Source organism: Pelomonas nitida, assembly GCF_043555975.1.
Taxonomy (GTDB): Bacteria; Pseudomonadota; Gammaproteobacteria; order Burkholderiales; family Burkholderiaceae_C; genus Pelomonas; species Pelomonas nitida.
On the sequence record NZ_JBIGIA010000011.1, the window covers coordinates 39579 to 66520 of the forward strand.

Genomic DNA, 26942 nt, shown 5'->3' on the forward strand with positions numbered 1-26942 from the left:
GAGTACGTGATACCGATGAGCGCCTGTTTCACCCGTTTCGCCGCTGTGGTTGCGCTGGCCCTGCCAGGCCTTGCCGCCGCCCAGCCGCTGCCCCAGCTCCAGTCCTACCAGGTGGATGCGTCCTGGATCACCCCCGTGGAGCCGCTGCGCATCAGCGACCATGTCTGGCAGATCGGCGCGCAGGACATCACGGCCCTGCTCGTGAAGACGCCTCAGGGCGCCGTGCTGATCGACGGTGGCATGCCGCAGATGGCCGATGCGCTGCTGAAGAACATGGCCAAGCTCGGCGTCGCGCCGGGCGAGCTGCGCTTCATCCTGCACAGCCACGCGCATGCCGACCACGTCGGCCCGCTGGCCGCCATCAGGCGCGCAACCGGCGCAGTGCTGGTCAGCAACGCCGAGTCCGCGGCCCTGCTCGCCCGCGGCGGCAGCCATGACATCCACTTCGGCGACGACATCATCTACGCGCCCGTCATCGTCGACCGCCTCGTGCAGGACCGTGAAGCGGTCAGTCTTGGCGGCATGGTCTTCACCCCCTGGTTCACGCCGGGGCATACGCCGGGAAGCCTGAGCTGGACCTGGACTGACACCCGTGATGGCAAGCCCGTGCGAATCGCCTACGTGGACAGCCTCACCGCGCCCGGCTACCGGCTGGCCGGCAACCCCGGCTATCCGCAGATCCAGCGCGACTACGCGTACAGCATCGATGTCGTGCGCCGCCTGCCGTGCGACCTGCTGCTGACCCCGCACCCGGGTTTCAGCGGCTGGAACTACGCCGACGCTGCCCGGCCCAACCCCGAACCCATGAGTTGTGCGGCGCTGGCGGATGCGGCGGCACAGCGCCTGCAGAAACAGGCGGGCGCCGAGGTTCGCTAGCCCTGCAGGCTCCGCGTGACCAGCCTGAAATCCGGCTCCTCCGGATAGGGCTTCACCGTGAAGCCCAGGCCGCGCATGAGCTTGAGCATGTCGGTGTTGTTGGTCAGCACCAGGCCTTCGATGTCCGAGAGACCTTTCTCGCGTGCCGCATCGGTGATGCCTTCCATCAACCGTGAGCCCAGGCCCTTGCCGCCGAAGTCGTCGGCCACCAGCAGGCTGAACTCGCAGCTGGTCTGGTCGGGGTTGGTGATGATGCGCGACACGCCGACGATGCGCTCGCGCTCGTCGAAGCCGCCGTCGTCGCGCGCCGTGCGTTCGGTGTAGACGGCCACCAGCGCCATCTCGCGGTCGTAGTCGATCAGCGTGAGGCGTGCCAGCAGTGTCGGCGGCAGCTCCTTGATGGCGCTGGCGAAGCGGAAGTAGCGGCTCTCGGGCTTCAAGCCGCGCACCAGGTCCTGCAGCATCTGCGCGTCGTCGGGCCGCACCGGCCGCACCGTCACCTCGCCGCCACCAGCCAGCGGCCAGACCTGCTCGAAGCGAGCCGGGTAGGGCAGGATGGCCAGGTGCGGGTAGTCGAGCGCCCGCGGGCCGCCGGTTTGCGGCGCGGGCTGCAGCACGATGCGGGCATCCACCGCGACGGCGCCGTGCTCGTCGACGATCAGCGGGTTGATGTCCATCTCGCGCAGCTGCGGGAACTCGCAGACCATTTCGCTCACGCGCAGCAGCACCTGCTCCAGTGCGGCCATGTCGGCGGGCGCGGCGCCCTGCCAGCCGCGGGCCAGCGTGTCGGCGACGCGGGAGCGCTCGACGAGCCGGCGTGCCAGGAACTGGTTCAGCGGCGGCAGTTCCATCGTGCGGTCGGCGATGAGTTCGATCATCGTGCCGCCGGCACCGAAGACGATGGCTGGGCCAAAGGCCTCGTCCGTCACGAGCCCCACGCAGACCTCGCGGCCGCGTCGCGCGCGGGCCATCTTCTGCACCGTGACGCCGTTGATGCGGGCCTGCGGCTGCAGCCGCTGCACGCGGGCCACCATCTCGTGATAGGTGTCGCGCGCGGCGGCGCCGCTCTGGATGTTCAGCGCCACGCCCTGCACATCGCTCTTGTGGGCGATGTCCGGCGAGTCGATCTTCAGCGCGACGGGGAAGCCGATCTGCGTGGCCAGCATCATGGCCTCGTTGGCGCTGCGGGCCAGCATGGTCTGCGTGACCGGGATGTGGAAGGCCGCGAGCAGCGCCTTGCTCTCCATCTCGGTCATCGTGCGGCGGCGTTCGGCCAGCACGCTTTCGATGAGCAGCCGCGCGGCCTCGATGTCGGGCTGCGCGAGGCTGGACAGCGGTGGCGGCGTCTGCAGCAGCAGCTGCTGGTTGGCGTAGAAGGCCGCGATGTTGCCGAACGCGCCCACGGCGGCCTCCGGCGTGCGGAAGTTCGCCAGCGCGGCCTCGTTGAGCACGCGGCGCGCCTGCGGCACGGAAGAGTCGCCCATCCAGCAGCCCAGCAGCGGCTTGCTCGTGGTGGCCTTAGCGGCGACGACGGCGCGCGCGGTCTCGGTGGCGTCGGAGCCCACCTGCGGTGTGTAGATGGCCAGCAGGCCGTCGACAGCCGGGTCCTGTGCGGCGGCCTGCACGGCGGCGCGGAAATGCTCCGGGGTGGCCGAGGCGGACAGGTCGATGAGATCGGTCAGCGACGCATGCGGCGCCAGCTGCGGTTGCAGCGCGCTCACCACCTCGGGGGACAGGTGGGCGAGCTGCAGGCCGATCTCGTCGACCCGGTCGGCCGCCAGCACGCCCGGGCCGCCGCCGTTGGTGATGATGGCCAGCCGCTTGCCCACCGGCCGGTAACGCGCCGCCAGGCATTTGGCGGCGGAGAACAGCTCGACGAAGCTGCGCACCCGCACGGCGCCCGCGCGGCGCAGCGCGGCGTCGAACACGTCGTCGCTGCCGACGATGGCGCGGCTGTGGGTCAGTGCGGCTTCGTTGCCGGCGCTGCGCCGCCCGGCCTTCAGCACCACCACGGGCTTGGCGTGCGCGGCCGAGCGCAGCGCGCTCATGAAGCGGCGCGGGCTGGAGATGCCTTCGAGGTAGACGACGATGCTCTGCGTGCGCGTGTCGGCGGCCAGGAAGTCCAGCACCTGGGCCAGGTCGACGGCGGCGTTGGGGCCCAGCGACACGATCTGGCTGAAGCCGACGTGGTTGTGCAGCGCCCAGTCCAGCATCGCCGACGTCAGCGCGCCGGATTGCGACACCAGTGCCAGCGAGCCGTCGGCCACCAGCGGCCCGGCAGCGCTGGCGTTGAGCTTCAGGTGCGGCCGCTGGAAGCCCAGGCAGTTGGGGCCCAGCAGATGCACGCCTTCTCGGCGGGCGATTCGCTTGAGCTGCGCGGCCTGGCCGGCTTCGATGCCGTCGCTGATGATGAGCGCCGAGCGGCAGGCAATGCGCCCGGCGATCTCCAGCGCCGCCGCGATTTCTTCTGCCGGCAGCGCGATGATGGCCAGGTCGGCCCGCGACCGCGCCAGCTCGCCCAGCGTGCCGGTGGTCTCGCCGTGCAGGAACAGCGGCGCGGCGCTGCCGGGCGCGGCTTCCAGGGCCGCGCGCAGCACCCGGGCCTGGCGTGTCTGCCGGGACGGGTCGTCCGGGGGGCCGGCGAACACGACGACCGAGCGGGGCATGAACAGCGGGGTCAGGAAATGATCGTCCATGGGAAAACTCTAGTCGTGTCCGGCACCGGCGAGGATGATCCCGCGCAACTTCCGTCACAGGGTGTGCGGCGGCATGGTGGAACGCGCCCCACGGTGGCGCAGGCCGGGCGGGCGCGGCCTGATGGCAAGATCGCGCGTTCTGCCGCTGATCGGAATTCCATGCAACGCCGCCTCGTCATCGCTACCGGCCCTCTTTTGCTGCTGCGCCCCGCCTGGGCCTTCAGCCTGACGGAGGGCGACGCCGCCGTCGGCATCCGCACCGCGCTGGAGCGTGGGGCCAATGCCGCCGTGGCACTGCTCGGCCGGCAGGACGGCTTCCTGGGCAACCCGCTCGTCAAGATCGAGCTGCCCGGCTACCTGAAAGACGCCGCCCGGCTGCTGCGCGCCACGGGCCAGGGCGCGCGGCTCGACGAGCTCGTCACGTCCATGAACCGCGCCGCCGAGGCGGCCGTGCCGGCGGCCAAGCCGCTGCTGGTCAAGGCGGTGAAGGACATGAGCGTTGAGGATGGCCTGCAGATCCTGCGCGGCGGTGACGATTCCGTGACGACCTTCTTCGCCGGCAAGACCCGCGAGCCGCTGGTGCAGCAATTCCTGCCCATCGTGACCCGGGCGACCGAGCGCGTGTCGCTGGCCGACAAATACAACGCGGTGGCCGGCAAGGCGGCCAGCTTCGGCCTGATGCGCGGCGAGGACGCCAACATCCAGCAATACGTCACGGCGCGGGCGCTGGACGGCCTCTACCGCATCATCGGCGAGGAGGAGAAGAAGATCCGCCGCGATCCGGTGGGCACGGGCAGCGCCATCCTGAAGAAGGTGTTCGGCGGGCTGTGATCAGCAAGCCGCCCACCGGCACGCTGGCCGGCTTTGCCGGCCTGAAACCCAAGACGGCGCCGATGGCCGACAATCCCGGCCCTTGCCTGTTTGCTGCCGCTTCGACGGCCTTGCGATGAATTCCGATCTGCCCGATCCCGTCACCCCGCCCGAGGCGCTGGTTGACACCCCCGCCGCCGCCGTGACCGAGGCTGCCCCGGACGCCGCTGCCGCCCCCGTGGCGGCCCAGGACGCTGCTGCTGCTCCGCAGGCGGCCGCCCCGGCTGTGGACGCCGCCGCCGAGCTCAAGGCCTTGTTCCCGGCGCTGTTCACCGGCAAGCCCAAGCCCGTCAAGCTGCGCGTGCAGGCCGACATTCAGGAGCGCGCGCCCGGCAAGTTCAGCAAGGCCCAGCTCAGCGCCTTCCTGCGCCGCCACACCGGCAGCACGGGCTATCTGATTGCGCTGACGCAGTCCAAGACCCGCTTCGACCTCGACGGCAACCCCGCCGGCGAGATCAGCGAGGAGCACCTCGCGGCCGCCAAGGAAGAACTGACCCGCCGCAAGGGCGCGCGCCAGGAGCGTGAGAACGCCGAGCAGGAGCGCCAGCGGCTGGAGGCTCAGCAGCGCCGCAACCGCGGCCAGCTGCTGTGGGACTTCGAGCGCACGACGCTGACCGAGGTCAACTTCTGCGCGCTCAAGGGCGTGCAGCCCGAGGAGCTGGCCGGCCTGCTGGAACTCGCCCGCAAGGAGCGCGCCGAGGCACCGCCCGCGCCGCCGCGTGAGGCTCGCCGCGAACCCCGTCGCGACGACCGCCGCCCCGGTGGCGGCCGGCCCGATGGCCGTGGCGGCCCGCGTCGCCCCGAGCAGCGCTCGGACGGCCGGCGCGAGCAGGCGCCGCGTGGCGACCGTCCGCCGCGCGGTGATCGCCCCGCGCGCGCCGAAGGCGGCCGCCCGCAGCAGCCGGCCCGCAAGCCGGTGGCACCGCAGGCCGAGCAGCCGATGCAGTCCCAGATGGCCCAGGCCCTGCAGGCGGCCCGTGCCGCCAAGGCGGAGCCGGCGGCTCAGCCACCGGCCCCCGATCAGGCCGCCGACTGATCAGGCCGTGTAGCGCTGCTCCAGATAGGCGAGCAGCGTGCGGATGGTCTGCGCCTCGCCGCCCACCGGGCGGCCGGGGCGCGGCGCGTCGTTCCACGCGAACAGGTCGACGTGCAGCCAGTCCTGTTGCGCCGGCAGGAAGTCTTCCAGGAACAGCGCCGCATTGATGGCGCCGGCCAGCGGGCTCTTGCCCGTGTTGACGATGTCGCCCAGCGTGCTCTCGATGCCGGCGTGGTACGGCGCCCACAGCGGCATGTGCCACAGCGGGTCGTCCAGCTTCAGGCCCAGGTCGACGAGGTCGCGCGCGGTGTCCATGTGCTTGGCGAACAGCGCGGGCAACTGTGCTCCCAGCGCCACGCGGGCGGCGCCGGTCAGCGTGGCCAGGTCGATGACCAGGTCGGGCTTGCCCTCCGCCGCGTAGGCCAGCGCGTCGCACAGGACGACGCGGCCCTCGGCATCGGTGTTGCCGATCTCGATGTGCAGGCCCTTGCGGGTCTTGATGACGTCGCCGGGCCGGTAGGCGTTGCCCGCGATCGAGTTCTCGACCGCCGGAATCAGCAACTGCAGCCGCACCGGCAGCTTGAAGGCCATGATGAGACCGGCCAGCGCCAGCGCGTTGGCGGCGCCGCCCATGTCCTTCTTCATCTGGCGCATGCTCTCGCCGGGCTTGATGTTCAGCCCGCCGGTGTCGAAGCACACGCCCTTGCCGACCAGCGCCAGCGTCGGGTGCTTGGGGTTGCCCCAGGTCACCTCGATCAGCCGAGGTGAGCGCGTGCTCGCGCGGCCCACCGCGTGGATGCTGGGGAAGTTCTTCTTCAGCAGGGCATCGCCGACGGTCTCCGCGAACTTGGCGCCGTACTGCTGCGCCAGCGCCTTGGCGGCGGCGGCCAGCTCGGCCGGGCCCATGTGCTCGGCGGGCGTGTTGACCAGGTCGCGCGTGGCGGCGATGGCCGTGGCCAGCGCCAGGCCGCGCTCGGCATCCGCACCCGACGGCAGCCACAGCGTGGCGGGCTCGCGCTTGGCGGGCTTGTAGAGATCGAAGCGGTAGCCGCCCAGCTCCCACGACATGGCGGCGGCTTCAGGCTGCAGCGTCAGGACGGCGGCGTCCAGCCGGTACTCGCCGGCGGGCAGGGCCAGCGGCAGCGCGCTCAGGGCGAACGGGTGGGCGGCGTGGGCTACGCCAGCGAACACCTGGGCCAGCCGGCCGTCTGCGCCGGGCACCAGCGCATGCGTGTCGGCGGCGCCGACGAAGCCGACCGTGGCCAGCCAGGCGCGCGTCGCGGCGGGCAGCGAGGCCGCCAGCGCCTCGAAGGCCGTGCGATCGACGACGGTGATGGGGGTGGCCTTCGCCGGGGGGGTCTTCTTCAGCTTGACGGTCATCGCTCAGATCCAGGGAATCGAAGCCGGCATTGTGTGGCGCGCAAGAACGCAAAGAAATGTGTGGAGCGTGTCAACCGGCGTGCGCCGGGCTGCGTTGTGCCCTCAATCGCGACGAATTCGCCGTGAGAGCCGACAAGGCCAGACAGCCATGATGAAGATCCAGACCCGCCAAGAAAACTCACAGCGCCGCCTCCCCGTGCCCGAGATGGGCCAGGACTGGAGCGCCGACAAGGGCCGCAAGCACGAAGCCTTCGACACCGGCTTCTACAGCGGCGAGCGCCGCGGCCTGGCGCGCGCCCTGCGCTTCGACCGCAAGCGTTAAGCCCGCGTCGACCCGCCCAACCCGCCCTCCGGCAGCCCCGGACGGCGGGTTTTGTTTTGCCTGCCGCAAGGCTCCGCTGGAAATCCCGGCTCGGCGCGGCCGGCGGCTGCCCTGAGAATGCCGGCTCATGAAAGCTGCCCGCCGTTCCGTTGCCTTCGTTTCCGGACTCCTGCTCTACAGCTTCTGCGTCGGCGTGGCGGTCAAGTACGCCAACACCGGGCTGCCGCGCCAGGTCTACACGCAGCTGGGCGGGCGCTCCAGCCTGGCGGTCATGCTGGGCGAGGCGGTGGCGGTGGCGGCGCTGCTGTTTCTCGTTGCCGCCGGCTGGGGCTACCTCACGCTGAGGCCGTCGCGCCGCCGCCACCGGCCCTATGTGGCCTGGATGCTGTCGGGCGTGGGTGTGGCCTGGGCTGCGTGGCTGATCTTCGGCGCCTTCAACTTCGCCCTGAAGCCGCGGGCTTACGCCGCACCGCTGCAGTCCATGCTGCTGTCGTCTAACGCGGCGCCGTTGTTCGGCGCCTTGAACATCTTCGGCGTCGTCGGCGGCGTCTGGGTGGCCGGCCGGCTGGCCAAGCGCCGCCAGCTCAGCCTGCCGAGCTCCCGCGCGCGGCCGACCGGCGATGACGCACCAGTGACCGAGAGTGGACGCGACAGCGTGCCCTCGTCGCTGGCGTCTCGCAGCACGATGCCGCCGCATTGACGCGGCCCGTCTGCCCGCGCTGCGAGCGCCCGGCGGTCACCTGCCTGTGCGCCACGCTGCCGGTGCCGCCGCTGCCGCACCGGACCGAGCTGCTCGTGCTGCAGCACCCGGCCGAGGCCGGCCACGCCAAGAACACGGCCGCCATGCTCACGCTGGGGTTGCAGTCCGCCCGGCTGTTGCGCGGCGAGGTGTTCGACGCGGCGCTGGGCGCGCCGGGCACCGTGCTGTTGTATCCCGGGGCGCCCGCCCAAGTCGCGCCGGCCGACGTGCGGCGCCTCGTGCTGCTGGACGGCAGTTGGCGCCAGAGCCGCCGCCTGCTGGCGGCCAACCCTTGGTTGTCGGCCCTGCCGCGGCTGAGCCTGCCGCCGCTGCCGGGCCGCTATGCCATCCGCCGGGCGCATCGGCCCGGGCAGCTGTCCACGCTGGAAGCCGGCCTGCATGCGCTGGCGATGCTGGAGGGCTCGGCGGAACGTTTTGCACCGCTGTGGGGCGCGTTCGACGCCTTCATCGCGGCGGCCCTGTCGCGCCGTGGGGGAAGCGGTTTGCCCTAGGATTTCGGGATGCTCCCCATCCTGCGTCTCGCTCTCCCGGCCCTGCTGGCCGCTCCGCTGCTGACCCTGGCGGCCCCTCCCGAAGCCTCGACCGACCATGTGCAGGCGCGCCTGGTGTCCAGCCTGGCCACCGTGGCGCCCGGCCAGCGCTTCACCGTGGCGCTGACGCAGGACATCAAGCCGCATTGGCACACCTACTGGCTGAACCCGGGCGATTCCGGCCAGGCGACGACGATCGACTGGACGGGCACCCAGGCCGGCGCCATCCAGTGGCCCACGCCGTCCATCCAGGCCATCGGCCCCATCGTCAATTACGGCTACGAGGGCCGGGCGGCGCTGCTGGTCGAGCTGACCGTGCCGGCTGACGCCAAGCCGGGCGCCCGCTTCCAGCCCGGCGCGGCGGTGAAGTGGCTGGTCTGCAAGGACGTCTGCATCCCCGAGGATGTCAGCCTGGGCCTGGACCTGCCCGTCGTGGGTTCGGCGGCCGAGGCCAAGGCCGGTGCTGACGCCGCGCAGATCGAGGAATGGCGCCGCGCCATTCCCCAGCCGGCGCCATTCGCCGTGCAGATCAAGCCGGCGCCGCAGGGCGTGCAGCTCAGCGGCGAGACGACGGGCATCAGCAAGGCCTATTTCTTCGCCGACACCTGGGGCGCGGTGGCCCACAGCGCACCGCAGCCGTTGAAGGCCGAGGGCGGCGGCTGGGCGCTCGAGATCCCGGCAGGCGACGAGCCCGTGCCGGCCGGCAAGCCGCTGTCGGGCGTGCTGGTGCTGACCAGTGCGGCGGGCGAGCAGGCCTGGGCCGTCAGCACGACGATGCCGGCCGGCGCCGGCAAGGGCCCGGGCGCGGCCGACCTCACGGCGCCGGCCGCTGCCGTCGAGCCGGCGGCGCCGCCGCCGAGTGAGCTCGGGCTGTTGCCGGCGCTGGCGCTGGCGCTGGTGGGCGGGCTGATCCTGAACCTGATGCCCTGCGTGTTCCCGGTGCTCTCCATCAAGGCGCTGGCGCTGGTCAACCAGGGCAATCACAAGGCCGAGGGGCTGGCCTACACGGCCGGTGTGCTGGGCAGCTTCGCGGCGCTCGCGGCCGTGCTGATCGCGCTGCGCGCCGGCGGCCAGCAGGTGGGCTGGGGCTTCCAGTTCCATTCGCCGGTGTTCGTGCTGGTGGTGGCGTACTTGCTGTTCCTCGTCGGCCTGAGCCTGTCGGGGCTGTTCGAGATCGGTGGCAGCTTCACCGGCATGGGCTCCAGCCTGGCGGCCAAGCAGGGCCTGGCGGGCAGCTTCTTCACGGGCGTGCTGGCGGCCGTGGTCGCCACGCCGTGCACCGCGCCGTTCATGGGCGCGGCGCTGGCGTTCGCGCTGAGCCAGCCGGCGGCCGTCATGCTGGCCGTGTTCCTGGCGCTGGGCCTGGGCCTGGCGCTGCCCTTCCTCGTGCTGGCGTTCTGGCCGGCGGCGCAGCGCTGGCTGCCGCGCCCCGGCGCCTGGATGGACCGCTTCAAGCAGGCGCTCGCCTTCCCGATGTACGCGGCGGTCGTCTGGCTGCTGTGGGTGCTGGCCCAGCAGGCCGGGCCCGACGGCGTCGCGTTGGCGCTGGGCGGGCTGGTGCTGATGGCCTTCGGCCTGTGGTGGCGCCATGCCAGCGGCGCGAGCGCCGTGGGCACCATCGCGGCGGTGGCCAGCGTCGTGCTGGCGCTGGGTGCGTCGACCTGGATCAAGCCGGTGGCGGCCGACGTGCGGGCGGAGTCGTCGACCGAGGCCTACAGCGCCGAGCGCCTGGCCGAACTGCGCGCGCAGAACAAGCCGGTGTTCGTGAACCTGACCGCGTCGTGGTGCATCTCCTGCCTCGTCAACGAGCGCGTCGCGCTGTCGCGGCCCGAGGTGAAGGAGGCCTTCGCGAAGGCCGGCATCACCTACCTGAAGGGCGACTGGACGCGCGAGGACCCCAAGATCACCGCCGTGCTGAAGGCCCATGGCCGCTCCGGCGTGCCGCTCTACCTCTACTACGCGCCGGGCGCTGCCGAGGCGCAGGTGCTGCCGCAGATCCTCACCCCGGGCCTCGTCATCGAGGCTGTTTCCCCACCCCCGTCGCTTCCAGGAGTTAGCCATGACCTTGCTTCGCCGCAGCCTGCTCGCCGCCCTGATCTTGCCCGCACTGGCCCACGCCGCCGCCACCGTCGACGCGCCCGCGCCGGCCTTCACGGCCACGGCCGCCGACGGCAAGACCGTCAACCTGGCTGACTACAAGGGCAAGACGGTGGTGCTGGAGTGGACCAATGCCGACTGCCCCTACGTGCGCAAACACTACGGCAGCGGCAACATGCAGAGCCAGCAAAAGGCCGCCACGGCGCAGGGCGTCGTGTGGCTGCAGGTGATCTCGTCGGCACCGGGCCAGCAAGGCCATGTCGACGGCGCCACGGCGCAGAAGCTCAACGCCGAGCGCGGCGCCGCGCCCACCGCGACGCTGCTGGACCCCACCGGCGAACTCGGCCGCCTCTACGGCGCGCAGACCACGCCGCATCTCTTCGTCATCAAGGGCGATGGCTCGCTGGCCTACAAGGGCGGCATCGACAGCATCGCGTCGGCCAGCAAGGACGACATCGCCAAGGCCGAGCCCTACGTCACCGAGGCCCTGGCCGCCGTGGCGGCGGGCAAGAAGGTCGAGAAGGCGTCGACGCGGCCTTATGGCTGCTCGGTGAAGTACGCGAGCTGATTTGTTGCTCCGGTCTGGGGTGAGCCTGCGGGCGCGGGCGACTTTGCTGGCGCTGGCGGCCCCCTTGGCGGCGCAGGCCGAGTCTTGCGGGCGTTTCCCCTCGCGCGGCTTCGAGAATGCAGATGCGCCCCAACTCGACGCCCGCTACGCCAACCCGGTGTACGGCTACGCGGTGCAACTGCCCGCGGGGTTGATCGGGCATGGCGCGCCGAGCCCGGCGCCTGACCATGGCTTCGGCATCGCGCTCTCCTGGACGCCGCGCGCCTATCTCTACGTCGACGGCAGCTACGAGGTGTTGGACGACGACACGCTGGGCAAACAAGAGACGCGACAGCGCGAGTTCCTGCGCGCTGAAGCCTTGCGCGTTCTTTCCACGCAGTCCACGAGTACGCGGCTCGGGCCGCTTCCCGGGGTGAGGATGGTGGCGCGCTACGCATGCAAGGGGCTGCGCGGCCTCTACGTCAAGGACGAGGTCGTGGCCCTGAGTCCGGACCTGCGTGTGGTCTACAGGGTGGCACTGCTCACAACGACGAAGCGCTATCGCGCGGACAAGGCAGCGCTTGATGAGCTGCTGCGCTCCTTCACGTTGCTCAGCCGGCCGGTACCGTGACGCTCAGAAAACGGACAACCCCGTCTTCGCCACGAACAGCTCCAGCGCCTGGCGGCCCAGCAGCGAGTTGCCCGTTGGGTCCAGCGCCGGTGACCACACGCACAGCGTGAGCCGGTCGGGCACGACGGCCATGATGCCGCCGCCCACGCCGCTCTTGCAGGGCAGCCCGATGCGGAAGGCGAACTCGCCGGCTGCGTCGTAGGTGCCGCAGGTCAGCATCAGCGCGTTGACGCGCCGGGCCTGCGCCGGGCTCAGCACCGGCGTGCCGGCCAGCGGATGGCGGCCGTCGCGGCACAGGTAGCCGGCGGCGCAGGCGACCTGCTCGCAGGTCATCGAGAGGGCGCACTGGTTGAAATAGACGTCCAGCACCTCGGCCACGTCGTTGTCCAGCGTGTCGAACCCTTTCATGAAATTGGCCAGCGCGGTGTTGCGAAAGCCGGTGTCGGCCTCGGAACGTGCCACTTCCGCGTCGATGGGGATGGGCTCGCCGCACAGCCGGGCGAGCATGGCCAGCAGTTCGGCCTTGGCGTCGCCCAGCGACACGAGGCGGTCGGCCACGGCGATGGCACCTGCGTTGATGAAGGGGTTGCGCGGAATGCCACGCTCGCTCTCCAGCTGCACCAGCGAGTTGAACGCGCTGCCCGAGGGCTCGCGGCCGATGCGGTCCCACAGCGCTTCGTCCAGCGAGCGGATCGCCAGCGTCAGCGAGAACACCTTGGACATGCTCTGGATGGAGAACGGCACGGCGGCGTCACCCGCCGCCGCCGTGTCGCCCGCACAGGTGCGCAGCGCAATGCCGAACTGCTGGGGCGACACGCGTGCCAGCGCCGGGATGTAGCTGGCCACCTTGCCGCCCACCTGGCCCAGGCGCGGGCGCAGTTCGTCGTTGATCTCGTCGAGGATGGGCTGGAAGTCCATGCGTTTATCCTAGTCCAGCGACTCAGTGAAATCGGTGGTGCGTGAGCCCCTGGCCAGCCGCAATCAAGGTGCAAGCGCGCAGGCGTGTAGGCACCCGGCAAGCGCTTGCAACGCGGAGTGCGGCTGGCCAGGGACTCACCCTTCGGGCAGGGGACTGGCCGGGCCGGCCGCGTCGTTGCAGCGCTTGCCAAGGCGGCCAGCCTTGGCTGCGCGCTGCGCCTTGCCGCCAGCCCGGCCTGCCCCCTGCGCACCACCGATTTCACTGAGTCGCTGGACTAGACGCGGCCCCGGGACAATCGCGTGATGCAAGCCTTGCTCGACGCCATCGCCCAGATGGCTTTCCCCTCCGACGCGCAGCGCGTCTTCCACGGCCGTGGCGGCCTGTTTCCCGGCTGTGAGCACCTGGCGCTGGATGCCTTTCCGCCGGTGCTGCTGCTGACCTCGTTCAAACCCCTGGACGACGCGTCGCTGGCCGCCGTCGGCGACGCGCTCGCCGCGCGCTGGCGGCAGATCACCGATGCACCGCTGAACTGGGTCTACCAATGCCGTGGTGACGCGGCCGAGACGCGGCTGATGGCCGGTGCCGTGCCCGAGCCGCATATCGTCACCGAGGCCGGCGCGCGCTACGTCGTGCACCTGCTGCGCGGCCAGAACCATGGCCTCTTCCTCGACATGGCCGAGGGCCGGCGCTGGGTGCGCGAGCATGTGAAGCCCGGCGCCAAGGTGCTGAACCTGTTCGCCTACACCTGCGCCTTCTCGGTCGTCGCGCTGCAGGCCGGTGCGGCCGAGGTGGTCAATGTGGACATGGCGTCAGGCGCGCTCGCCACCGGGCGCACCAACCATGAGCTGAATGGCGTGAAGGCGGGCGCCAAGTTCCTGGCCCACGACATCTTCAACTCCTGGGGCAAGCTGACGCGCGGCGGCCCCTACGACCTCGTCGTCTGCGACCCGCCCAGCTTCCAGAAGGGCAGCTTCGTCGCGACCAAGGACTACGCGCGGCTGGCCAGGCGCCTGCCGTCGCTGCTGGCGCCTGGCGGGGGGGCGTTGCTGTGCCTGAATGCGCCGGAGCTGGGGCTGGAGTTCCTGCGCGGCGCGGTGGAGGAGAACGCGCCGGAGCTGGCGTTCATCGAGCGGGTGGCGAACCCGGCGGTGTTTGCGGATGTGTCGCCGGACCGCGCGTTGAAAGTCATCGCCTATCGGGCGGCCGCCGCGTAAGCTCCACTGCACGAGTTATCACGCAACGGAGTGCTGGTGTGAAAGCTGTTTCTCAAACCATCGTCCTGCTCTTGGCGACTGCGGCAGCTCATGCTGCAGACAAGACGGAGCCTCCTGCGGGCGAGGCCTGCGCCGTTGCTCACCCGATGCCCGAGGCTACGCGCACCGATCGCCTCGATCCCGCCGTCATCGAACGGATGACCACGCGGCAGCGAGCGCCCAAGATGCCCGCCTTTCCGGCCGAGCAGCGCTGACGCTCAGGCCAACCGCCCCAGGTCCTTCAACAACTTCTCCCGCGCAACGGGATCGCTGACCGCCTCCGCCAGCCGGTTGAAGAACACTGCGCGGCTGTCGATGCCGGTGGCGGCGCGTTTGACGAGCACCTTGGCGATGGGGCCGACGTGCTGGGCCAGCAGGGGGACGGCTTTCTCGATGACCGCGTCGGTCAGCGGGCCGCCGAGGGTGGTGCCGGCGGCCGAACCGGCCGAGCCCGTTGCCGCCCGTGAGGCGGGGGCGGAGGGCGTGCCGCTGGTGCCGCCGGCCGTCTTGCCGGCGCCGCTGGTGGCGATGCCGGCCTGGGCCAGGAAGGCGTCGCGGGCGCGCGGGTCGGCGACTTGTTCGGCCAGCTTGGCGTAGAGCCCGGCCAAGTCGGTGCATTCGCGCGCCGCGCGGCGCACCAGCACGCTGGCCAGCGGGCCCACGTGGCGGGCGAGTGTCTGCTCGGCCTGGGCCAGCAGGGCCTTGTCCCAGTCGGTCGGCGGCAAGCCGCTGGATGCCCCGGCGGTGGAGGGCGGCGCGAGCGTGGGCGACAGCGGCGTGCGCGCGGGGCGCGGCGGCGCCGTCATCAGCGTGCGGTCCCAGGCGGTGTCGTCCAGCGCGGCGCCGGCGCCGTCGAGCAGCGCCTGCTTGAAGGCCTCGGCGTCGGCGAAGCGGTCGTCCGGGCGCTTGGCCAGCGCGCGGGCGACGATGGCGTCGAACCACGCCGGCCGGTCGGCGCCGTCGACGCGCGACGGCGGCTGCGGCTCCTCGTTGACGACCTTGTACATGAGCGCCTCGGTCGTGCCGGCAAACGGCGCGCGGCCGGTCAGCAGTTGGTAGAGCACGACGCCGGCACCGTAGATGTCCACGCGCCGGTCCATGGCCTTGCCGAGGAACTGCTCGGGCGCCATGTGGCTGGGCGTGCCGACCATGTAGTGGGTCTGCGTGAGGTTCTGCGACTCGATGCGCGCGATGCCGAAGTCGGCCACCTTGAGCCGGCCGGTGCCCATCAGGATGATGTTGCCGGGCTTGACGTCGCGGTGCCAAACGCCTTTGTCGTGCGCATGACCCAGCGCGTCGAGCAGCTGGCTCATGATGCCGGGGATGTCGGTGTCGGTGAAGCGCACGCGGGCGCTCAGGTAGCTGGCCAGCGAGCGCCCTTCGACGAACTCCATCGCGATGTAGGCCACCTGCTCGGTGCGACCGAAGTCGTAGACGGCGACGATGCCGGGGTGGCCCAGCCGGCCCGCAGCCTGCGCCTCGTTGCGAAAGCGCGAGGCCGGTGCGCCGGGGCTGTCGTCGTCGGCGTCCAGGCCGGCGCGGATGGTCTTCAGCGCGACGGTGCGCTGGATGTCGGGGTCGAAGCCCTTGTAGACCACGCCCATCGCGCCCTCGCCGAGCACGTCGGTGATGCGGTATTTGCCGAGCTGCGCGGGATGTTTCTTGTCGCTCATGCCATGACGCCGGGTGTTCCCAAGCGGCTGCCGTGGAACTGGCTTGGCCTGGCCACTGGCAGCGCCTCCTTGAGGGGGCCGGCGAAGGCGGTACGGGGTGGGCTCATGAATCCAGAAGCTTCATGGCCTGCACGACGCTGGCGCGCATGCGGGAGAACGAGTCGGACAGTGTGGCGATCTCGTCGTGGCCACCGGTCTTGAACTCGGGGGCGTCGAGGTCGCCCTGGCTGACGCGGTCGGCCAGCACGGACAGGCGCGTGACCGGGCGCACGACCAGCAGCCAGATCATCAGGTTCAGCACGACGCCGACGGCGACGAACACACCCACCAGCGACGTGATGAAGACCTTGAAGGTCTTGCCCGCGCGTTCCAGCGGCACGCCCAGCGGCACCGAGACGATCTGCGCGCCGATGACCTCGTTGAGCTTCCAGCCGAAGCCGTTGGCAGGCCCGTATTGCGCCACCATGGTGGCGGGCGCGGCCTCCACGCTGCTGTGGCAGGCCAGGCAGGCGGGGTCGGTGATGCGCAGCGGCCGCGCGATGTAGAGCGAGGGGCCGGCGGGCGTGTCGCGCGTGCCGATGGCTTCGGGCAGGCTGGCATCGCTGCGGAACTGGCCGACGATGTCGGCCTCCCAGCTCGTCGCGCGGTCGCGCGGGTTGGTGGGGTTGAGCGCCGCCTCCTTGTAGGCGAACTCGGGGTGCCTGGCCAGCAGCGTGCCCAGCACTTCGGTGGCGGAATAGCTCGGCACCGTCTGCGGCAGGAACTTCTCGGTCATCTGCGACACCAGCAGCGGCTTGATCTGCGTGTTGGTGTAGTTGCGCACGGCCAGCGCCTTCTCCATCAGCATCTGCGCACTGGCGACGGTTTCCTGCTTGGCGTTGTCCTGCAGCAGTTGCCGGGCGATGTAGCCACTCAGCGCGATGCCCAGGCTCATGACGAGCAGGTAGACCAGGTTGAATTTGACGAGCAGTTTCATGGCAACCCCGTGGCGGCGGGCCATGTTAGTGCCGGCGTCGCGCCGGTTGAGTTCGGCCCCGGGCGGGGATCCGCTGCATGTACGACGAAAGGGCGGCCGACCGCCGTCAGCGTTGAGTACCGGCGTTGAATGCAGACGTTGTTCTTGAGCGCATGCGCCGCGTTCGCGCGTTCGCATGGCTCGCCGTGCGCCGATTGCGTAACCTTCGGGCCATGACGACACGCCCCCCTCCCACGCCCCTTCAACGCGCCGTCCTCATCACCGGCGCCACCGGCTTTGTCGGCCGGGCCTTGGTGGCCGAGTTGGGCGGCCAGGGGCGTCACGTCATCGTGCTGAGTCGCGACCCGCGTCGGGCGAGCGCGACGTTCGGGCCGGGCGTGTGGGCGGTGGACACGCTGGCGGCCGTGCCCGCCGATACGCGCATCGACGCCGTCGTCAACCTGGCCGGCGCCCGCGTGCTGGGCCTGCCATGGACGGCCGCGCGGCGACAGGTGTTGCTGGCCAGCCGCGTGGGCGTCACGCATCAGGTCGTGGCGCTGATCCGCCGGCTGGCGCACCAGCCGCAGGTGCTGGTCAGCGCGTCGGCGGTGGGCTTCTACGGCGCGGTCAACAGCGACCAGCCCTGCACCGAGGCCAGCCCGCCGCGGCCGGGCGAGTTCCAGTCGGACCTGTGCGCCGCCATCGAGCACGAAGCGCGCTGCGCCGAGGCGCTGGGCGTGCGCGTCGTGCGCTTGCGCCTGGGCGTGGTGCTCGGGCGCGAAGACGGGGCCTATCCCATGCAGGCGCTGGCCGCCCGGCTGGGCCTGGGCGCGGTGCTGGGCAGCGGCCGGCAGCGGGCGCCGTGGCTGCATCTGCAGGACGCCGTCGGGCTGATCAGTTTTGCGCTCGGCAACGAGGGCCTGGCCGGCGCCGTCAATGCGGTGGCACCGCAGACGCCGACGCAGGCGGAGTTCGTGCAGGCGCTGGCGGCGTCGTTCGGCCGGCGCGTCTGGCTGCGCATGCCGGCCTGGCCGCTGCGTCAGCTGGCCGGCGAGATGAGCAGCCTGCTGCTGGACGGTCAGAACGCCGTGCCTGCCGCCGCGCTGGCGGCAGGCTACGAGTTCCGGCATCCGACGCTGCCGTCGGCGCTGGCCGATCTGGCCGGGTGAGGTCGGCTTCTACTGGGGCTTGGCCGGCGCCTTGTCGAAGTCTCCGGCCCACGACCAGTTGGCCTTGGTCGGGTCGATCCAGCGCTTGATAGCCGCGTTCACTTGCGCCAGCGTCAGCGCTTCGCCGCGGGCGTCCAGCTCGGCGTCCCACTTGAACTGGCGGCCGCGCTCCAGGTGGCCCGCAATGGCGCCGGCCACGGCCGCGTCTTCGCTGCGCCAGGTGTCGCTCTGCGCCTTCATCGCGCGCTTGGCGGTGTCCAGCTCGGCCTGCGTGATGCCGTCACGCACAAAGCGGGTCAGTTCGTCGTTCAGCGCCGCCTCGACGCGCCCCCGCGCTTCGGGCGCGAAGATGGCATAGGTGCCCAGCGTGGCGCTGGGTTCGCGGCTGGAGACGCTCATCCAGGCGCCCGCGCCGTAGGAGGCGCCTTCCTTCTGCCGCAGTCGCGTCATCAGCCGCGAGTCGAAGCCGCTGGCGCCCAGCACATGGGCGGCGATGCGCAGCGCGGCGTGGTCGACATCGTCGTCGCGCATCGGCAGCAGCAGGCCGCTGATGACCATCGCGTTGACCTTGTCCTTGAGCTTGGCTTCGAGCTTCAGGCCTTGCACGGGCGGCAATGGCATGGGAATGCGCGTGTAGGCCTGCGGGGCCGTCCAGCTGCCGAACAGGCGCTCCAGCAGCGGCTTGATCTCGGTCGCGTCGAAGTCGCCCACCAGCACCAGCTCGCCGTGGCTGGCGCCCAGGAAGTCGCGGTGGAAGGCCTGCAGCTTGTCGGCCGTCATGGCCTTCAACGCAGCGGCGCTCTCGGCGAAGCTGGCGACGTGGCGCGGATCATCGGCCGGGTATTGCGCGGCGATGGCGCGCTGCAGCCCGTGCGAGGCCACCGCCTGCGGCTGCTGCGCGGCTTCTTCCAGACCGGCGATCTGCTGGCGCGTCAGCTGCTCGACCTCGGCGGCCGGGAAGGTCGGCTCGCGCAACATCTCGGCCAGCAGCGCCAGCGCTTCGGGCAGCTGCGGCCGGCGGCTGCTCAGCACGATGCGCGTGCCGCTGACCGGGCCGCTCTGCGCGCGCACGCTGGTCTTGAGCTTGTCGAAGGCGTCGGCCAACTGCGCGCGGCTGTGCTGCTTCGTGCCCAGGCCCAGCGCGTCGCCGATGAGCGCCGCCTCGGCGCGCCGGCCGCGCAGGCTGTCCACGGTGCCGTAGTGCAGGTTCAGGGCCAGCTCCACCGTCTCGCCGCGCGAACGCTTGGGCAGCACGGCGACCTTCAGGCCGTTGGCGAGCTGGAAGCGCTGCGTGCGGCGGTCGATGTTGGCCGGGCTGGTGTCGAACACCTCGCCGGCCGCGACGGCGGCCTTGGGCACGTAGTCCTTCAGCGCCTCGGCGGCGGCGATGGGCAGAGCCAGTGGCGTGCGCTCGGGCGCGGCCGTGCCGTACAGGCTGCCCACGGTGCGGTTGCTGGGCAGCAGCCACTGGCGCAGCGTCGCGTTGACACTGTCGACCGTGGCGGCCTCGACGCGGTTGCGCAGCTGGAACAGCAGCCGCCAGTCGCCGGCGGCGATGGCTTCCGACAGCGCCACGCACAGGTTCTGCGGGTTGGCCATCAGCTCGTCGAAGCTCTTGGCCCATTGCGCCTGGGCGCGCTGCAGTTCCTCGGCGGTGATGGGCTCCTTGACGAGGTTGTCCGCCGTGTCGGCGAGCAACTGCCGGGCGCGGTCCACGTCGTTGTCGGACTTCAGGATCAGGCCCAGGTTCAGCAGCCCCGGCTCGGCACTGCGGTTGGCCCAGCCGAAGGTCTGCGCCGCCAGACCGGGCTCGACGAGGCGCTTGTGCAGGCGGCCGCTGGGCGTGTCGGCCAGCGCGGTGACGGCGACCTCGAAGGCCGCGTAGTCGGGGCTGGCCATGGCGGGGATGTGATAGCTCGCGAACACCGCCTGCATCGCGCTGACGCGACGCAGCGCCACCTGGCGCTCGCCCTCTTGCACGGGCTCGACGGTGTAGGTCGGTGGCAGCACGCGCTTTGGCTTCGGGATGGCGCCGAACACGCGGGTGATCTCGGTCAGCGTGCGGGCGGGGTCGAACGCGCCGGCGACCACCAGCGTCGCGTTGTCGGGCTGGTAGTGGCGTTGATAGAACGCCTGCAGGCGGGGGATGTCGACATGCTCGACGTCGGAGCGCGCGCCGATGGTGCTGCGGCCGTAGGCGTGCCACTGGTAGGCCGCCGCCTGTGTGCGCTGCATGAGGATTTGGACGGCATCGTTCTCGCCGGCTTCCATCTCGTTGCGCACGACGGTCATCTCGGTGTCGAGGTCGCTCCTCAGCACCTTGGCGCCGGTCATGCGGTCGGCCTCCATGCCCAGGGCCCAGCTCAGGTGGGCCGGGTCGGCGGGGAAGGTCTCGAAGTAGTTGGTGCGGTCGGCGTTGGTCGAGCCGTTGAACTGCATGCCGCGTTTGGATAGCTCGGCGCCGACGTTGGCGTATTTGCGCGTCGTCTTGAAGACCAGGTGCTCCAGCAGGTGGGCCATGCCGGTCTCGCCGTTGCCCTCGTGACGGCTGCCGACGCGGTAGGTCACGTTGACCGTGACGGTGGGCTTGGTCGCATCGGGAATGAGCAGCACCTGCAGGCCGTTGGCGAGGCGGTATTCGGCCACCCCTTCGGCCTCGCGGACCGGGGTGTTCGAAGGCGCGGCCGCGGCCAGCAATGGCAGGGCGAGCAGGAGGGCAGCGTGGCGGGGCAGCAATCGCATGGGAAGGCGGTGCTCGGAGTCGCGGGGCAGGCAGCATAGCCATGCGTGGTGGCCGTCTGTCGGAGGTCATGGGCGCCACGGCGCCCGTCCGGCAGCGACAGCCCGGCGTCAGCGCACGGCAGCGAGTCGCGCCATACTGCCGCCCATGCGCATCCTGCTCGTCGAAGACGACGACCAACTCGTCGAAACCACCGCCCGCGCCCTGCGATCACAGGGTTGGGTGGTGGACTGCACCGCACGCGGTGAACCGGTGCCGCGGTCGCTGCGCGAAGACGCTTATGACCTGCTCATCCTGGACATCGGACTGGCCGGCATCGACGGCTTCGAGACGCTGCGCCGCGTGCGGGTCGAGGGGCTGCCCGTACCCGTGCTCATCCTGACTGCGCGAGACGCCGTCGAGGATCGCGTGCGGGGCCTGGAGGGCGGCGCGGACGACTATCTCGTCAAGCCCTTCGCGCTGACCGAGCTCGTGGCCCGCGCCCGCGCGCTGGTGCGCCGCAGCCAGGCGCGCACCAGCAATCAGCTTCAGCTTGCGCGTCTGCGCATCGACCAGGAAGCCCGCCGCGCCTATATCGAGGACGAGCCCCTGGCGCTGTCGGCCCGGGAGTGGGACGTGCTGGGTTTCCTGATGGCGCGCGCCGGCAAGGTGGTGCCCAAGGAGCACATCGCGCTGGCGAGCAATGCCTGGGACCAGGGCGTCAGCGACAACGCCATCGAGGTGTGCCTGTCGCGGCTGCGAGCCAAGATCGAACCCGGCGGTGTGCAGCTGCGCACGGTGCGCGGCTTGGGATACCTGCTGGAAGAAATTGGCTGAGATGAGCGGCGCGGCCTCGACCCGCCCAGCGTCGCGTTTGGCCCAGGGGCGCTGACCTTGGATCGCGGTTCGAGGTCGAGTCTGCAGGGCCGGCTGTTTGCCTGGCTGATGCTGCCGCTGCTCGTCGTGCTGCCCGTGCTGGGCATTGCGCTGTATGAGCAGGTGCAGAAGAGTGCGCAGAGCTGGCTGGACGAAGGGCTGGAGGACACGGCGCTGACGCTGGCGGGGCAGATCGACCTGCGCAGCGGCGCGCCGGGCATCGATATCAGCGTGACGATGGACCGCGCGCTGCGGTTCGACCGCCAGGACGATGTTTTCTACCTTGTGCTGGCGCCCGGCGGCGAGGTCATGCAGGGGGATGCCGGCCTGACCGAGGTGTTGCCGCGCCCGCAGGCGCTGCCGCCTGGTGGCTCACGGTTCGGCGATGTGCGGCTGCGCGGGCGCGAGCTGCGCCTGGCGCAGCTGGGGCGTGACTGCGGCGGCGGTGCGGCCTGCCAGGTGATGGTGGCCGAGACGCTGCACAAGCGTGACGCGCTGCAGCGCGAGATTGCCGGCTTCGTGGCGCTCACGGGCTTGGTGCTGGCGTTGTTGCTGGCACTGGCCGGCTGGGCAGCGGTGCGCCAGGGCCTGGCGCCGCTGACCGGCATGAGCCTCGAGCTGGAGCGGCGCGACCTGCTTCACCTGACGCCACTGACCTCCCCGTTGCCGCGTGAGCTGGTGCCGCTGCAAGCCGCCTTCAACCGGCTGTTCGAGCGCCTGAACCGGGCGGCCGAAGCGCAGCGGGAATTCCTGGCCGATGCCGCGCACCAGCTGCGCACGCCGCTGACTTCGCTGCAGACCGAGATCGAGCTGGCCATGCTGGAGCCGCACGACCAGCGCGTCGACCCGTTGCTGGAGCGGCTGCGCCAGCGCGTCGTGCGCAGTGCGCGGCTGGCGCAGCAACTGCTGTCGCTGGCGCGTGCCGAGGATCGCACGGTGGATGTCGGCCAGCGCATCGACTTGCGCGACATTGCCACCGAGAGCGGGCAGGACTGGGCGCACCGCAGCCTGCCCAGCGGCGTGGACCTGGGTTTCGAGCTGGCGGATGCGCCGGCGCTGGGCCATGCCTTCCTGTTGCGAGAGGCGTTGGAAAACCTCATCCACAACGCCGTCAGCTACGCGGGCGCCGGGGCGCGCATCACGGTGCGCTGCGGCAGCGGGCGCGATGAGGGGGCGTGGCTCGAGGTCGAGGACAACGGGCCCGGCATCGCACCGGCCGAGCGGCCCGTGGCCATGCAGCGTTTTCGGCGCGGCGAGGGCGCGGTGGGCGCGGGCAGCGGGCTGGGCCTGGCCATCGCGGCTGACATCGCGACCCGCCACGGCGGCCGGCTGGAGCTGCTGGATGCCCATGGCGAGCATGGGCTGCGCGCGCGCCTCAGCTTGCCCGCAGCGCCGGACTCCATCTCCACCGTCTGACCGTCGGCGCCCCGGGGCGGGCCCGCGACGCTGTCAATCCGAGGGGCGTCCCTGTTTCCGGGGCCATGCCGTCACGGAGACGCAATGGCGCGTCGGCACGCTAGCTTCTGCACCGAGCGGTGCCGTGGGTTCGGCATCACTCCGCCGTCCCGGCCATGGCCGGTCCCCCGACTTTCTCGAGGAGCTGACTTGAAGCAAGCACTGATCGCGACCCTGCTGCTGGGCCTGGCCGCAGCGGCCGCTGCCTCCGAGCAGAGCAACTGTTCCGCGGCCAAAGGCGCCTTCCTCACGGGCACCGTGACCAAGGCGCCGAAGTTCACGGCCGCCACGCAGACCATCCAGGGGGTGCAGCTGTCACACACCCACCTCAGCCTGGTCGCCGACCAGGACGGCAAGACCTATGACGTGGCCATCGACAACGTCTTCGCGGTCGACTACGTGAAGAACGCCAAGACCGTGCCCGCCTCGCTGGCAGCGATCAAGGTGAACGACCGGCTGGAGTTGTGCGGTGCCAAGTACACCAGCGGCGTCGGCATCCACTGGGTGCATACCAACTGTGGCGACACGCCGACGAAGAGCGCCCCCAACGGCTGGGTCAAGCGTTTCACGTCGAGCACGGCGGTGGGCAGCAACCTGGAGCGCAGCCAGACCTATTGCTACCTGTGGGACTGAGGGGCGTGGCGTGACGAACGGCTGGCTGGGGGTGCTGGGCGCGGCGGGCCTGCTGGCTGCGCTGGGCCTGGTCTTCGTCGCCGTGCCGGCGCCACCCCCGGCCGGTGGCGCGCCCGCCGCCCCGCGGCTGGCGGCCTTGGCGTCGCCTGCACAGGTGCCGATGCCGGCCGCACGTCCACCGGTGGCACCGCCACGGCGGGTGCCGGCGGCGCTGGCGCCGGCCGCACCGGCGGAACTGGACCGCGTCGTCGCCGCCGCCCGCCTGGGCGACCGGCGGGCGGGCTACGCCGCCTACCGTTTGCTGTCGCCGTGCGCCGAGGCAGCTTGCCCGGGGGTGCCGCTGACGCTCGTCAACGAGAGGCTGCGCTTCCTGGCCGAGGCCGCCCGGGCGGGCGTGGCCGGTGCGCAGGTCGACTTCTTCCTCGAAGGCCCGGACGCCGTTCAGGCGGCCGATGGCGAGGGCCTGCAGGCCTGGCGTGAGCAGGCGTTGGGCGGGCTCAAGGACGCAGCGGCGCAGTGCGAGCCCTTTGCGATGGGCCAGCTGGCCACGCTGCTGGACGCGGGCGAGCTGACGCCCCGGGATGCCATCGCCGCCGTGGCGTATGCCGTGGCCGAAGGGCAGCTGCGCCACCGGCCGCCCAGCGACGAGTCGCTGCGCGATCGCCTGGGCGAACCCATCGCCGACGCAGACCTGGAGGCTGCGCGTGTGCGCGGGCTGGGCCTGGTCGCTGCCTGCCGCTGAACGCCGAAAAGCCGGCGCCCGTGAGGGCTTTTCTGGAGCATGCCAAGGCCGGGCAGGCCTAGCATGGGTCAGCCATGTGTCGCTTCGCCCTGCCCACCATCGCCACTGCCGCGCTGCTGACGCTGGCCGGCTGCGGCACGCCCAGCCAGACGGTGCCCATGACGCTGTCGCCGGTGGACGCGCTGCAGATCCGCGGCTGGGTGCCGGCGATGCTGAAGGCGAGCGTGGCCGTGGCCCCTGTGAACGGAGGCGCCGAGACGGGGCGGTGGTGGGGCTCCAAGGTCAGTGCGGTGGCGCTGCAGCAGGCGCTGGAGGAGTCGCTGTTTGCCGTCGGCATGCACCCGCTGGCGCCCGACCCCGAGCCCCGCTACGAACTGCAGGCCGAACTGCTGGCGCTGGAGCAGCCCCTCGTGCCCGTGCGCGGCGCGACCGTGGGCGTGGCGGTGCGCTATACGCTGGTGGACCGCATCGCCGGCAAGGTGGTCTACCAGCGCCGCGTCGCCAACGCCGAGGAGGCGCGTTTCAGCGAGTCGATGCTGTCGCCGTCGGAGCGGCTGCGCATCGCCAACGAGCGCGCGCTGCGGGCCAACATCAACCGGCTGCTGCGCGAGCTCGTCACGCTGGCGCCTTGACCTCGTGGCGCCGGCGCCCGGCCGTCAGCCACAGCATCAGCGCGCAGACGCAGCCCAGCAGGCTGGCGATGCCGAAGAATTCCATCATCGGCGCGTAGCCCGCCGGGTTGGCCGCGCTGGCGCCGGCCTGGTCGTTCAGCCAGCCGGCCGCGAAGTTCGCGCCGCTGATGCCGGCGTTCTGCGCCACCCACATCAGGCCGATGGCGGTGCCGAAGCGGCTCGGCGCCACGATGCGGCTGGCCATGGGCCACATGACGGCCGGCACCAGCGAGAAGCTGATGCCGATCAGCGCCGTCGACACCCACAGGCTCCAGTGCGTCAGCGCCAGCACGCCCAGCGCGATCGGCAGCAGCAGCGCGCCGAAGGCCAGGAACGGGGCGTAGCGCTGCAGGCGGTCGCACAGCCAGCCGAAGGCCGGCGTCGCGAACACGGCGGCCAGGAAGACATAGCTGTTCATCTCACCGGCGGTGGCCAGGTCCAGCCCGTGCACATGCTGGAAGTACTTGATCGAGAAGGTGCTGCGAAAGGCCAGGATGACGGAGTACCACAGCACGCACAGCGCCAGCAAATACCAGTAGGCACGGCCGAAATGCAGCAGGTCGCGCCACACGAACTTCTCGGCGGTCTTGCCGGTGGGCAGCAGGCCGGCCGCGCGCGGGCCGCGGTCCAGCCACCAATACAGCAGCGACGCGGCCAGCGACGCGGCCGCAATGCCTGCCGCGATGGCCAGCGGCGGCTGCCAGCCCTGCGCATAGGCGCTGGCGAACCAGGTCGGCGACATGTCGGCACTGGCGGAGCCCAGCCGGCCCACACCCAGCGCGAGGCCCATGGCGAAGGCCAGGCTGCGGCCGCCGAAGTAGTCGGCGATGGCCGCCAGCGTCGCGATGTTGAAGGTCTCGGCGCCGATGCCGAACAGCAGCCGCCCGGTCGCCATGCCGAAGAAGTTGGGGCTGAAGGCCGTCAGCGTTGCGCCGGCCAGGCACACCAGCGCCGTCCACAGCGTCATGCGCGCGGCGCCGAAGCGGTCCACCAGCACGCCGCCGACGAGGATGAGCACGACGTTGGGCAGGCTGTAGATCGCGTTCAGCAGGCCCACCTGGCTGTCGCTGAAACCGCGCTGGCTCTGCAGCAGGTCGGCCACCGGGCCGATGGAGTCGTAGACGTAGTAGTTGCCGAACAGCGCCATGGCGACCAGGGCGCCGATGAGCCAGGCGGTGCTGCGACTGGGGAGTTTGTCAGTCATGACGAATGAATGGGGGGTGTGGGAGAGTCTTGGCGGCGCGGTGTCGCGCCGGGCCCGGTGACGGCGCTGCGGCGATGGCGCCCTCGGCCGGTGGCCCGTTGACGAAGCAGCGGGGGCAGGGGTCTGCGAGCGGCTACAGCTTGCGGTGCGCCAGGGCCGGGAGTTGCTGGCGCACCTGCGCGAGGCGTCGCGGGTCGATGTCGGCGCAGACGACGCCTTCGCCCTCGGGCAGCACGGCCAGCACCTCGCCCCAGGGGTCGACGATCATGCTGTGGCCCCAGGTGCGCCGCCCGTTCTCGTGCCGGCCGCCTTGCGCCGGCGCGATGACATAGCACTGGTTCTCCACGGCGCGGGCGCGCAGCAGCAGTTCCCAATGCTTCTCGCCGGTCGTGTAGGTGAACGCGGCGGGCACGGCGATCAAATCGCAGGGGTTGTAGCGCCGGAAGAGCTCGGGAAAGCGCAGGTCGTAGCAGACCGACAGGCCGGTGCGCACGCCACCGGCGTCGAAGGCCGTGGGTTGGCTGCCGGCTTCCAGCACGCGGGCTTCGTCGTAGCTCTCGCGGCCGTTGTCGTAGGCGAACAGGTGGATCTTGTCGTAGCGCGCGGCGACGTCGCCGGTCGGCGAGAACACCAGCGTGGTGTTGCGCACGCGGCCCGGCTGCTCGGCGCGGATGGGCAGCGTACCGCCGATGATCCACAGCTGCAGCTCGCGGGCAGCGAGCGACAGCATGGCCTGGATGGGGCCGTGGCCGAGTTCCTCGGCCAGCGCCAGCTTGTCGCTGTCGTGCTGGCCCATCAGGCAGAAATACTCGGGCAGGGCGGCAAGGCCTGCCCCCTGGGTGGCGGCCGATTCGAGCAAGCGGCGCGCGGTTTTCAGGTTGGCCCCCACGTCGGGGCCGGACACCATCTGGCAGGCGGCGATCTTCAT

General features: G+C 71.2%; 25 protein-coding genes. 17 read left to right on the plus strand and 8 right to left on the minus strand.

The genetic code is table 11. From position 1 onward, the window contains the following. Positions 1-15: 15 nt before the first annotated feature. Positions 16-876 carry a subclass B3 metallo-beta-lactamase gene (gene bla / locus ACG00X_RS15050; protein WP_394489008.1) on the plus strand — a complete coding sequence of 287 codons (861 nt, stop codon included), beginning with the start codon at positions 16-18 and terminating at the stop codon, positions 874-876. On the opposite strand, the gene ACG00X_RS15055 is transcribed toward bla, so the two are convergent. Then, on the minus strand, positions 873-3572 hold the full coding sequence (locus tag ACG00X_RS15055) for a bifunctional acetate--CoA ligase family protein/GNAT family N-acetyltransferase (RefSeq protein WP_394489009.1): 2700 nt from the start codon (positions 3570-3572) through the stop codon (positions 873-875). The genes bla and ACG00X_RS15055 overlap by 4 nt on opposite strands. Before the next feature lie 159 nt (positions 3573-3731). Here ACG00X_RS15055 and ACG00X_RS15060 point away from each other — a divergent pair, with 159 nt between their 5' ends. Both ACG00X_RS15060 and ACG00X_RS15065 read left to right on the plus strand, forming a co-directional pair. Next, positions 3732-4403 (plus strand): DUF4197 domain-containing protein, encoded by a 672-nt coding sequence (locus ACG00X_RS15060; RefSeq protein WP_394489010.1) that lies wholly within the window; start codon positions 3732-3734, stop codon positions 4401-4403. A gap of 115 nt (positions 4404-4518) precedes the next feature. Then, complete coding sequence (locus tag ACG00X_RS15065) at positions 4519-5478, plus strand: ProQ/FINO family protein (protein ID WP_394489011.1); 960 nt, start codon at positions 4519-4521, stop codon at positions 5476-5478. Here the strand turns inward: ACG00X_RS15065 and ACG00X_RS15070 are convergent, their stop codons facing one another. Continuing rightward, complete coding sequence (locus tag ACG00X_RS15070; RefSeq protein WP_394489012.1) at positions 5479-6858, minus strand: leucyl aminopeptidase family protein; 1380 nt, start codon at positions 6856-6858, stop codon at positions 5479-5481. A gap of 148 nt (positions 6859-7006) precedes the next feature. On the opposite strand from ACG00X_RS15070, the gene ACG00X_RS15075 reads away from it, so the two are divergent. The 6 genes from ACG00X_RS15075 to ACG00X_RS15100 all read left to right on the plus strand — a co-directional run bounded on the left by ACG00X_RS15075 (position 7007) and on the right by ACG00X_RS15100 (position 11745). Next, positions 7007-7180 carry a hypothetical protein gene (locus ACG00X_RS15075; RefSeq protein ID WP_394489013.1) on the plus strand — a complete coding sequence of 58 codons (174 nt, stop codon included), beginning with the start codon at positions 7007-7009 and terminating at the stop codon, positions 7178-7180. 127 nt (positions 7181-7307) lie between these two features. Further along, the gene (locus ACG00X_RS15080; protein ID WP_394489014.1) at positions 7308-7880 is read left to right on the plus strand and encodes a hypothetical protein; all 573 of its coding nucleotides are present in this window, start codon (positions 7308-7310) and stop codon (positions 7878-7880) included. Then, the gene (locus ACG00X_RS15085) at positions 7877-8431 is read left to right on the plus strand and encodes a tRNA-uridine aminocarboxypropyltransferase (protein WP_394489015.1); all 555 of its coding nucleotides are present in this window, start codon (positions 7877-7879) and stop codon (positions 8429-8431) included. The genes ACG00X_RS15080 and ACG00X_RS15085 overlap by 4 nt, the downstream gene beginning before the upstream one ends. A 9-nt stretch (positions 8432-8440) precedes the next feature. Next, complete coding sequence (locus ACG00X_RS15090; protein ID WP_394489016.1) at positions 8441-10663, plus strand: protein-disulfide reductase DsbD family protein; 2223 nt, start codon at positions 8441-8443, stop codon at positions 10661-10663. After that, entirely contained in the window at positions 10569-11135 is a 567-nt protein-coding gene (locus ACG00X_RS15095) for a redoxin domain-containing protein (protein WP_394489165.1), read from the plus strand. The genes ACG00X_RS15090 and ACG00X_RS15095 overlap by 95 nt, the downstream gene beginning before the upstream one ends. Positions 11136-11199: 64 nt before the next feature. Further along, entirely contained in the window at positions 11200-11745 is a 546-nt protein-coding gene (locus tag ACG00X_RS15100) for a hypothetical protein (RefSeq protein WP_394489017.1), read from the plus strand. Positions 11746-11748: 3 nt separating this feature from the next. Here ACG00X_RS15100 and ACG00X_RS15105 read toward each other — a convergent pair whose 3' ends face one another. Then, a complete protein-coding gene (locus tag ACG00X_RS15105) occupies positions 11749-12663 on the minus strand; it encodes a glutaminase (RefSeq protein ID WP_394489018.1) in 915 nt (304 codons plus the stop codon). A gap of 303 nt (positions 12664-12966) precedes the next feature. Here ACG00X_RS15105 and ACG00X_RS15110 point away from each other — a divergent pair, with 303 nt between their 5' ends. Beyond that, on the plus strand, positions 12967-13878 hold the full coding sequence (locus ACG00X_RS15110; protein ID WP_394489019.1) for a class I SAM-dependent methyltransferase: 912 nt from the start codon (positions 12967-12969) through the stop codon (positions 13876-13878). Positions 13879-13916: 38 nt separating this feature from the next. Then, on the plus strand, positions 13917-14132 hold the full coding sequence (locus ACG00X_RS15115) for a hypothetical protein (RefSeq protein WP_394489020.1): 216 nt from the start codon (positions 13917-13919) through the stop codon (positions 14130-14132). Positions 14133-14135: 3 nt separating this feature from the next. On the opposite strand, the gene ACG00X_RS15120 is transcribed toward ACG00X_RS15115, so the two are convergent. Both ACG00X_RS15120 and ACG00X_RS15125 read right to left on the minus strand, forming a co-directional pair. Beyond that, the gene (locus ACG00X_RS15120) at positions 14136-15590 is read right to left on the minus strand and encodes a serine/threonine-protein kinase (RefSeq protein ID WP_394489021.1); all 1455 of its coding nucleotides are present in this window, start codon (positions 15588-15590) and stop codon (positions 14136-14138) included. Between the two features lie 103 nt (positions 15591-15693). Beyond that, positions 15694-16566 carry a c-type heme family protein gene (locus tag ACG00X_RS15125; protein WP_394489022.1) on the minus strand — a complete coding sequence of 291 codons (873 nt, stop codon included), beginning with the start codon at positions 16564-16566 and terminating at the stop codon, positions 15694-15696. Between the two features lie 212 nt (positions 16567-16778). On the opposite strand from ACG00X_RS15125, the gene ACG00X_RS15130 reads away from it, so the two are divergent. Beyond that, positions 16779-17714, plus strand: coding sequence for a TIGR01777 family oxidoreductase (locus ACG00X_RS15130; RefSeq protein ID WP_394489023.1), 936 nt, complete (start codon positions 16779-16781; stop codon positions 17712-17714). Positions 17715-17723: 9 nt separating this feature from the next. Here the strand turns inward: ACG00X_RS15130 and ACG00X_RS15135 are convergent, their stop codons facing one another. Beyond that, positions 17724-20456, minus strand: coding sequence for a M16 family metallopeptidase (locus ACG00X_RS15135; RefSeq protein WP_394489024.1), 2733 nt, complete (start codon positions 20454-20456; stop codon positions 17724-17726). Positions 20457-20601: 145 nt separating this feature from the next. Here ACG00X_RS15135 and ACG00X_RS15140 point away from each other — a divergent pair, with 145 nt between their 5' ends. From ACG00X_RS15140 to ACG00X_RS15160, 5 genes are all read left to right on the plus strand, one after another. Continuing rightward, positions 20602-21270 carry a response regulator gene (locus ACG00X_RS15140; protein WP_394489025.1) on the plus strand — a complete coding sequence of 223 codons (669 nt, stop codon included), beginning with the start codon at positions 20602-20604 and terminating at the stop codon, positions 21268-21270. A 57-nt stretch (positions 21271-21327) separates the two neighbouring features. Continuing rightward, complete coding sequence (locus tag ACG00X_RS15145; protein WP_394489026.1) at positions 21328-22725, plus strand: sensor histidine kinase; 1398 nt, start codon at positions 21328-21330, stop codon at positions 22723-22725. A 189-nt stretch (positions 22726-22914) separates the two neighbouring features. Continuing rightward, entirely contained in the window at positions 22915-23397 is a 483-nt protein-coding gene (locus ACG00X_RS15150; protein ID WP_394489027.1) for a hypothetical protein, read from the plus strand. Between the two features lie 10 nt (positions 23398-23407). Further along, positions 23408-24139 (plus strand): hypothetical protein, encoded by a 732-nt coding sequence (locus ACG00X_RS15155; RefSeq protein WP_394489028.1) that lies wholly within the window; start codon positions 23408-23410, stop codon positions 24137-24139. A gap of 74 nt (positions 24140-24213) precedes the next feature. Beyond that, on the plus strand, positions 24214-24771 hold the full coding sequence (locus ACG00X_RS15160) for a hypothetical protein (protein WP_394489029.1): 558 nt from the start codon (positions 24214-24216) through the stop codon (positions 24769-24771). Here ACG00X_RS15160 and ACG00X_RS15165 read toward each other — a convergent pair. Beyond that, entirely contained in the window at positions 24755-26014 is a 1260-nt protein-coding gene (locus ACG00X_RS15165) for an MFS transporter (RefSeq protein ID WP_394489030.1), read from the minus strand. The genes ACG00X_RS15160 and ACG00X_RS15165 overlap by 17 nt on opposite strands. Before the next feature lie 133 nt (positions 26015-26147). Beyond that, a complete protein-coding gene (locus ACG00X_RS15170; RefSeq protein WP_394489031.1) occupies positions 26148-26942 on the minus strand; it encodes a carbon-nitrogen hydrolase family protein in 795 nt (264 codons plus the stop codon).